This window comes from Crocinitomix catalasitica ATCC 23190, assembly GCF_000621625.1.
In the GTDB taxonomy this organism is placed as follows: Bacteria; Bacteroidota; Bacteroidia; order Flavobacteriales_D; family Crocinitomicaceae; genus Crocinitomix; species Crocinitomix catalasitica.
The window spans coordinates 23,011-31,171 of record NZ_JHXV01000041.1; the positions used below are offsets into that span (position 1 = coordinate 23,011).

Below are 8,161 nucleotides of genomic sequence, written 5' to 3' on the forward strand. Positions count from 1 at the left end.
ATAATTATAATTTCTTTTCCAGCTTGAAAACTGGTGGATGCAAATTTAACAATAATTTTAGTAATTATTTTAAACCTGAGTTCAATTATAGCAAACCCTCACAGATGACATCAATTTTCATAGCTAAGTCATGGTTTTAAGGGAGTTTTTACCTCTAAAAATCGTAAGCAACTTATCTGAAAATGGAATGAATCTCTATAGACGTTTATAAAAAATGATTCTTTTGATTGTGAAAGACATAAATTGAGCCTTTAATTCACCATTTTTTAAATAGAAAATTGTTGTTTGAAGAATGTTTTCGAAATTTGTTTACCAATTGATAAAATTTAAATTATGAATAGAGGAATAGGTTTGATGTCTGGCACTTCTTTAGATGGATTAGATATTTGTTATCTAGAATTTATTGACGTTAAAAATGGGTATAACATCGGTAAATTAATTACGCAGGCAATTCCCTATTCTGAATATTGGTTAAGACAATTAAAATCGGCTTTTACGATGTCTCCAGGCGATCTAGAAAAATTGGATCTCGAATATGGTGAATATCTTGGGGAAAAGACTAAAGAATTTATTCAAGCCAATAATTTAGAAAACAAGACTGATTTTATCGCCAGTCATGGGCATACTATTTTTCATGAACCAAATAAAGGATTTACTAAACAAATAGGGGCAGGGCAGATGATTGCCAATATCTGTCAAATTAAAGTTGTCAGTGATTTCCGCTCTTTAGATGTGGAATTAGGCGGGCAAGGTGCGCCTTTGGTGCCAATTGGCGACAAATTTTTATTCGGCGAATACGATGGATGTATAAATTTGGGTGGTTTTTCGAATATCAGCTTCGATAAAAATAGAAAGCGAATTGCTTTTGACATGTCACCTTGTAATTTACCACTAAACGATATTTGTAAAGATCATTTTAATCAAGAATACGATAAGGATGGAGAATTAAGTAAAAAAGGGAAAATAAATAAGGAGTTGCTGGCAGACTTGAATCAACTTGAATATTATAAAGAACAACCACCAAAGTCCTTAGGAGTTGAATGGTTAAATAGCGTTTTTAATCCTGTTTTAAAATCTTATTCAGACGAAGAGCCAATCAATGTCTTAACGACAATAAGCGAACATATTGCATTTCAAATTTCGAATGTAGTAAATGCGAATGACCTAAAAAGAGTAATTTTTACAGGAGGTGGCGTTTATAATCAATTTATCATAGATAAAATTAAAACTCAAATTAACGGGGCACTTATTGTTCCAGATAATGAAATAATAGAATTTAAAGAGGCGTTGATTTTTGCGTTTTTAGGTTATTTAAGGTTGCACAATCAAATCAATACTTTGTCATCCGTTACAGGTGCGATCAGAGATTCTTCTGGAGGTGTAATTCATTTACCTATATGAATTTAGATTTATCAAATCTAAAACTTTGTAGTAATCAATAAGCAAACTGAAAATCTTTCTTATTTTTGCTCCTTAAAATTTACATTTCATGTTGGATTTATTGAAAAAGTTTGAGAACAAACGACCAGAGATTGTTTTTGAATGGAAAGACGCTGAGACTGAAGCTGAAGGCTGGGTAGTCATTAATTCGTTAAGAGGCGGAGCCGCTGGAGGCGGAACAAGAATGCGAAAAGGTTTAGACAAGAGAGAAGTCGAATCTTTAGCTAAAACGATGGAGGTTAAATTTACTGTTGCAGGTCCACAAATTGGAGGAGCAAAATCAGGAATTAATTTTGATCCTAACGATCCTAGAAAAAAGGGGGTGTTAAAACGTTGGTATGCGGCGGTAACCCCTTTGTTAAAATATTATTATGGTACTGGAGGGGATTTAAATGTTGATGAGATTCATGAGGTAATTCCAATTACTGAAGATTGCGGTGTATGGCATCCGCAAGAAGGTGTTTTTAACGGTCATTTTCAACCAAGAGAAGCTCAAAAAATTCATAGAATAGGTCAATTACGTCACGGTGTTTTAAAGGTGATAGAAGATCCGGCTTATTCGCCAAATGTTAACAATAAATATGTTGTTGCAGATATGATTACTGGTTTTGGAGTAAGTGAATCTATTAAACATTTTTATGAAATGTGGCAAGGTTCAGTTGCTGGAAAAAAAGTAATTGTACAAGGTTGGGGGAATGTAGGATCAGCTGCTGCATATTATTTAGCTCAAAACGGAGCAAAGATTGTTGGGATAATTGATCGTGATGGAGGCTTGATTAAAGAAGAAGGGTATACACTTGAAGAAGTTAGAGCACTATTCGTAAATAAAAAAGGTAATCAATTGGTAGCTGATAATATGCTGTCTTACGACGAGATCAGTGCTAAAATTTGGGATGTGCCAGCAGATGTATTTATTCCATGTGCTGGTTCTAGAATGATTACTCAAGATCACGTAGATAGAATGATTAACGCTGGCGTAGGCGTTATCTCATCAGGAGCCAATGTTCCTTTTGCAGACGAAGAAATTTTCTTCGGACCAATTGCAGATTATACAGATAATAAAATTGCTGTTATTCCAGATTTTATTTCGAATTGTGGAATGGCAAGGGTATTCGCTTATTTAATGAGTAGTGATTTACCTAAAATAACTGATCAAGGTATTTTTGATGATACATCATATACAATAAAAGAAGCTTTATTAACAGCTAAATCTACTAATCCATCTAAAACAAAAATTGCTAAAACAGCATTTGAAATCGCTTTGAGCGAATTGGTATAAAAATCAAATTATTATGGGAATTGAAATTATAATGGTCATTGTCTTTGTAGTCGGTTATTTAGCGATTGCATTGGAACACAATATTCATGTAGATAAGGCTGCATCAGCTTTATTAATAGGGATGGTATCTTGGGGCTTATATGCTCTATGGCCTGCTGAACATTTAAAAGTTGATACTTCAAAATCAATATCTGAACTAATTCAGGACGAAGAACTCCGCGAGAATCACAGTGGTTTTGTTGAGTACCTTGAAGTTGAACAAGATAAAAATGAGAAGGCAGCCTTAAGTCAAGAAGCCGTTGTTGATCACGCATCTGATGCTGGGCATCATGATACGGGTGAGTATGTACAACACTTTGTTGAACATGGGTTAGTTCATCATTTATTTGATATCGCAAGTATATTATTCTTCCTGTTGGGAGCAATGACGATTGTTGAATTAATTGATGCGCATGATGGATTCTCAATTATTACAGATAAAATTCGTACCACCAATAAGGTTAAACTATTATGGGTGATTTGTATTTTAACCTTCTTCATGTCCGCCGCCTTAGACAATTTAACAACATCAATTGTGATGATATCCGTTATCCGAAAATTGATTAAAAATGTTGAAGTACGTTGGTTATTTGGTGGTTTTATCATTATTGCTGCGAATGCTGGTGGAGCATGGTCTCCAATTGGAGATGTAACGACAACGATGTTGTGGAACAATGGTCAATTACCAAGTACTATGATAATTGTAACAGAGTTAATCATCCCTTCATTAGTCGCAATGATTGTTCCTTTATTAATTGCATCATTTTTCATCAAAGGTTCTGTTGAAAGACCTGAGAAAGTAGAAGGAATTGGACATGACGTAGCAAGTGCACAAAGTTGGGAGAAAAATTTAGTATTCTTCGTTGGTTTAGCGGGATTATTATTTGTTCCTGTATTTAAAACGGCTACACATTTACCTCCATTTACAGGTATGATGTTAAGTTTAGGTTTTTTATGGATGATAACCGAATTACTGCACGCTAAAAAGAAATCTGAAGATAAAAAAGGATTGTCTGTGGTTTCAGTTTTACAAAAAATTGATACTGCAAGTGTATTATTCTTCTTAGGAATTTTGATGGCTGTTGCTGCTTTACAAGAGGTTGGTCATTTAGCACAAGTTGCAATGTTCTTAGATGACACATTGGATCAAAACTTATACTCTATCAATATTGCAATTGGACTATTGTCTGCAGTAGTTGATAACGTTCCTTTGGTTGCAGCAGCTCAAGGTATGTATCCTGTAGGAGTAGGTAATTTTGCTGAAAATGGAATGTTCTGGCAGTTCTTAGCATATTGTGCAGGAACAGGTGGTAGTGCATTAATCATTGGTTCTGCTGCTGGAGTTGCGGTGATGGGGCTTGAAAAGATTAGTTTTGGATGGTATATCAAAAAAATTAGTTTGTATGCCATTGTAGGTTACTTTGCCGGAGCTTTAACATATTACCTAATGAACGCTTTGTAACATTTACATGAATTTTTCGTTAATTTAGTATAAAATAAAATTGAACATGAGTGTCTTCACATTATTATTACAAGATATAAATCCAGCGACAAGTGCTGATGCTACTAATGCCGTTGACGGGGTTAGTGATTTAACACGTGATATTCCAATTTGGGAGTTAGTCGTTGATGGTGGATGGGCAATGATTCCATTGGCTATTATTTCTATAATGACGATTTATATTTTCGTTGAACGTTTTTTATCTATCAATAAATCATTGAAGGATGAAAAAGGATTCATTGATAAAGTAAAAGAATACTTGATCGATGGAAAAATTGATACAGCGAGAGATTTGTGTAGACAAACAAATAATCCTGCAGCTAGAATGGTTGAAAAAGGTATTTCTAGAATCGGAAGACCGATGCGTGATATCGTAAGTTCAATTGAGAATGTTGGTAAATTAGAGATTTACGAATTAGAAAAGAGATTAAGCTTTTTAGCTACAGCAGCCGGTGTTGCACCAATGATTGGTTTCTTAGGAACAACATTAGGGATGGTGAAAACATTCCATGCAATGAAATTTGAAGCAACTATTGAAATTCAAACAATTTCAGGCGGTATTATGGAGGCAATGGTAACTACTATTGCTGGATTAGTAGTGGGTATTATTGCATATATGGCATATAATTATTTAGTTGCAAAAGTTGACAAAGTAATCCATACAATGGAAGGTGCTTCAATTGAATTTTTAGATTTATTGAACGAACCAGGGAAATAGTTGTACAATAAAGTAAGATATGGATTTAGGTAGAAGAAATAGGGTAAAAGCAGAAGGGGGAATGTCTTCAATGACTGACCTTGTATTCTTGTTATTGATATTCTTTATTATCATGAGTACAATGGCAGAACCAGGAATTCCTGTTGATTTGCCAGATGGTAATAACTCAAAAAATACAAAAGAAAATTCTACTTTGAACGTAGGTGTCAATGCGAATAATATGTACGTATTGCAAGAGGATTTTGAAACTGAATATACGTATGAAGAGATTGAGCCTTTGATTATGGCCAAAATGGCAGAGAATTTGGAAAATAAGAATATCAAGATTTCTGGTGATAGAAATGCAGATTACGAATTTGTATTCCAATTAATCGCATTGTCTAAGAAGAATAAATGGAAACCGATATTGGTTTTTAAATAATCTAAAGTAAGGTTGAAATGAGCATATTATCATACTTAAAACAAGAGGATCACAGAAGAGCATTTTATGCATCTTTGGTCTTTATTATGCTCATGATTTTATTTTTCTTCTTAGTAAGTCTTGAGGAACCAGATCCGCCAATTAAAGAAGTAATTATTGAAATAGAAATGCCGGATGTTGAGATTGAGAGTGGAGGGAGTTCAGCAGGAAGTAATGATCAACCGGAAGAAGCAACGACACCAGAGGTTAAAACTGTTCAACAATCTGCTCCTAAAATAGAGCAACAAGAAGAAGCAACAGTTTCTGTACCTTCTGGTAGTGGTAATTCTAAAACTACAAAAACGACAAAGGTTGCAGAACCTAAACCCGATGCTAGTTTTACATTTAGCGGAGGAACAGGAAACAATGGTCAAACGGGTGATGGTGATAATTTTGGAAAAGGTACAGGAGTTGGAGATAGTGAAGGAGATGGACCTGACGCTACAGGTAAATACAATCCCAATCGTAAGGTTGTAAAGGGAGCAGACATTAATTCAAATGCACAAGAAGAAGGTATTATCGCTTTAGATATATGGGTAGACGCTAGTGGTAAAGTTGTAAGAACAAGGTTGAAGGCTACAGAATCAACTAGTGGTAGTGATTATCTAATTACGCTAGCTAAAAAAGCAGCAGCTTCAATGAAGTATGATAGTAAGCCTGGTTCTGGTGAAGAACATGTAGGTTATAAGCGATTCCACTTTAAGAAAGTTTAATGTCCGATTATCAGTCAGCGATTGATTGGTTGTTTATACAAATTCCCAATTATCAAAAACAAGGAGCTACGGCATATAAACCAGGTTTAGAACGTATCCAGAATTTACTCACCCATCTAGGGAATCCCGAATTAAAAGTAAAGTCAATTCATATTGCAGGAACGAATGGTAAAGGTTCTGTTTCTCATATATTCTCGTCAGTTTTACAACATGCAGGTTACAAAGTTGGCTTGTTTACCAGTCCTCATATTTTCGATTTTAGAGAACGGATTAAGATTAATGGTGAATTGATAGACGAATCATTTGTTTTAGATTTCATACAAGGGAATCGAGAATATTTTGAAACCCACGAAATTTCATTCTTTGAAATTACTACGGCAATGGCGTTTTTGGCATTCGCAGAAAACGATTGTGATGTGATGGTTATTGAAACCGGTTTGGGAGGAAGATTGGATGCTTCCAATGTTATCAATCCAGCACTTTCGATTATCACTAATATTGGAATAGATCATACGCAGTTCTTAGGAAATACGATATCAGCAATAGCGAGAGAAAAAGCAGGTATCATAAAACAAAATACACCAGTTGTCATTGGACAGACACAAAGCGAATCGGTAGAAGTTTTTGAGGAGGTTGCGAAATCAAAGCAAGCAAGTATTCGTTTTGCGGATAAAACGCCGTTAAATCATCTTAAAACAGATTTGCTAGGTAAATTCCAACAAAGAAATATACATACCGTTTTAAGTGGGGTTGAAGTATTGAGAGAAAAAAATTGGACAATATCAGAGAACGATTTTAATCAAGGAATAGAAACAGTGATAAAAACCACTAATTTCTTTGGGCGATTACATTTAATAAAACATGCACCGGATATAATTGTTGATGCTGCACATAATGTTGCCGGTATAAAAAACTTAATATTTGAGATAAATCAAATGAATTATTCAGATGTCCATTTGATATATGGTGCCTCGGATGATAAAGAAGTGGATGAAATATTTAAAATTTTACCAAAACAGTACAAATATTATTTTTCTGAATTTAATTCAAAAAGAAGTGTAAAAAAGGAAATATTTGACGGATTTGCGAAAGAGAATAAATTAAATTATTTGGTATTCAATGATTTAAGTAGTGCGATTATGCAGGTTCAAAAAAAGGCAAATACTACAGATTTGATATTGATTTGCGGTAGTTTTTATTTATTTGAAAAAATAAATGAAATTTTTTTCAAAAAATAGTTGCAGGTTTAAAAAAGCTGCGTATATTTGCACCCGCAATCACGTATTACAAAGGTAATAAATAACGAAAGCGATAGTGGGGCTTTTAGCTCAGTTGGTTCAGAGCACCTGCCTTACAAGCAGGGGGTCACTGGTTCGAATCCAGTAAGGCCCACGAAAATAAAAAACCTCAGCGTAAGCTGAGGTTTTTTTGTTTCCAAGAATATCTAATCATTCTAATTGTTGGGAATTAACGCCCTAATTTGATCTTTTTTTTCGGAATGTAAAAAGTTTCGCAAGTAGATTAAACGACGCTTAAAACGACTCTATTAACATCTAGGTATATAATTTTATTAAATCCGTTGATTGAATAAAGTAAGTCATTTGTTTCTTCCACTTATTCATAAAACAATCGTGTACTACGATTATTATAATTCTCACATTCTGGTATTAATTTTTCAATACAAGAACACCGGATCAAGACCAATTGTTGGGGACTAGGCATATATTTTAGTTAATCTGAATAAAAAGAAAGCAACATTTTTCACACCTCTAAATTGGGATCTAAACGCTTTAATTTTTGCATTAAAAGATTCTGCAGCTGCATTTGTACTTCTGTGTTCAAAATAATTAACAATCCCCTCGTAGTTGATTCGAATAGTATTCATAATGGTAGCAAAACTTTTAAATCCTGATTTTTCAACCTTATCATACCACTGGGCTAATTTTGTTAAAGCAATACCTTTTCCTGTTTTAGTATTAAAAAATAATCTAAGCTCTTGTGATAATTTATA

At 34.0% G+C, this 8,161-nt stretch carries 8 protein-coding genes and 1 tRNA gene; 8 read left to right on the top strand and 1 reads right to left on the bottom strand.

The window, feature by feature from the left end; translation table 11 throughout:
• The first annotated feature begins 333 nt into the window (after nucleotides 1-333).
• The 8 genes from T367_RS0117485 (at nucleotide 334) to T367_RS0117520 (ending at nucleotide 7,542) form a co-directional block, all read left to right on the top strand.
• Entirely contained in the window at nucleotides 334-1,401 is a 1,068-nt protein-coding gene (locus T367_RS0117485) for an anhydro-N-acetylmuramic acid kinase (protein ID WP_035845561.1), read from the top strand.
• An 88-nt stretch (nucleotides 1,402-1,489) separates the two neighbouring features.
• Nucleotides 1,490-2,719, top strand: coding sequence for a Glu/Leu/Phe/Val dehydrogenase dimerization domain-containing protein (locus tag T367_RS0117490; protein WP_027421011.1), 1,230 nt, complete (start codon nucleotides 1,490-1,492; stop codon nucleotides 2,717-2,719).
• A 13-nt stretch (nucleotides 2,720-2,732) separates the two neighbouring features.
• On the top strand, nucleotides 2,733-4,220 hold the full coding sequence (gene nhaD / locus T367_RS0117495) for a sodium:proton antiporter NhaD (protein ID WP_035845564.1): 1,488 nt from the start codon (nucleotides 2,733-2,735) through the stop codon (nucleotides 4,218-4,220).
• A gap of 46 nt (nucleotides 4,221-4,266) precedes the next feature.
• On the top strand, nucleotides 4,267-4,977 hold the full coding sequence (locus T367_RS0117500) for a MotA/TolQ/ExbB proton channel family protein (RefSeq protein WP_027421013.1): 711 nt from the start codon (nucleotides 4,267-4,269) through the stop codon (nucleotides 4,975-4,977).
• 19 nt (nucleotides 4,978-4,996) lie between these two features.
• Nucleotides 4,997-5,398, top strand: a complete 402-nt coding sequence (locus tag T367_RS0117505; protein WP_027421014.1) for an ExbD/TolR family protein — start codon at nucleotides 4,997-4,999, stop codon at nucleotides 5,396-5,398.
• 17 nt (nucleotides 5,399-5,415) lie between these two features.
• Nucleotides 5,416-6,150 carry a hypothetical protein gene (locus T367_RS0117510; RefSeq protein WP_157454294.1) on the top strand — a complete coding sequence of 245 codons (735 nt, stop codon included), beginning with the start codon at nucleotides 5,416-5,418 and terminating at the stop codon, nucleotides 6,148-6,150.
• On the top strand, nucleotides 6,150-7,388 hold the full coding sequence (locus T367_RS0117515) for a bifunctional folylpolyglutamate synthase/dihydrofolate synthase (protein WP_027421016.1): 1,239 nt from the start codon (nucleotides 6,150-6,152) through the stop codon (nucleotides 7,386-7,388). The genes T367_RS0117510 and T367_RS0117515 overlap by 1 nt, the downstream gene beginning before the upstream one ends.
• A gap of 79 nt (nucleotides 7,389-7,467) precedes the next feature.
• Nucleotides 7,468-7,542 (top strand) — tRNA-Val (locus T367_RS0117520).
• A 322-nt stretch (nucleotides 7,543-7,864) separates the two neighbouring features.
• Here T367_RS0117520 and T367_RS0117525 read toward each other — a convergent pair.
• Nucleotides 7,865-8,161, bottom strand: a 297-nt coding sequence (locus tag T367_RS0117525) for a transposase (protein ID WP_027421017.1), incomplete at its 5' end; no start/stop codon positions are given.

Bases quoted from the DNA above. Each gene is read 5' to 3' on its own strand.
- T367_RS0117485 (WP_035845561.1), top strand. From the start codon at position 334: ATGAATAGAGGAATAGGTTTGATGTCTGGCACTTCTTTAGATGGATTA.
- T367_RS0117490 (WP_027421011.1), top strand. From the start codon at position 1,490: ATGTTGGATTTATTGAAAAAGTTTGAGAACAAACGACCAGAGATTGTT.
- nhaD (WP_035845564.1), top strand. From the start codon at position 2,733: ATGGGAATTGAAATTATAATGGTCATTGTCTTTGTAGTCGGTTATTTA.
- T367_RS0117500 (WP_027421013.1), top strand. From the start codon at position 4,267: ATGAGTGTCTTCACATTATTATTACAAGATATAAATCCAGCGACAAGT.
- T367_RS0117505 (WP_027421014.1), top strand. From the start codon at position 4,997: ATGGATTTAGGTAGAAGAAATAGGGTAAAAGCAGAAGGGGGAATGTCT.
- T367_RS0117510 (WP_157454294.1), top strand. From the start codon at position 5,416: ATGAGCATATTATCATACTTAAAACAAGAGGATCACAGAAGAGCATTT.
- T367_RS0117515 (WP_027421016.1), top strand. From the start codon at position 6,150: ATGTCCGATTATCAGTCAGCGATTGATTGGTTGTTTATACAAATTCCC.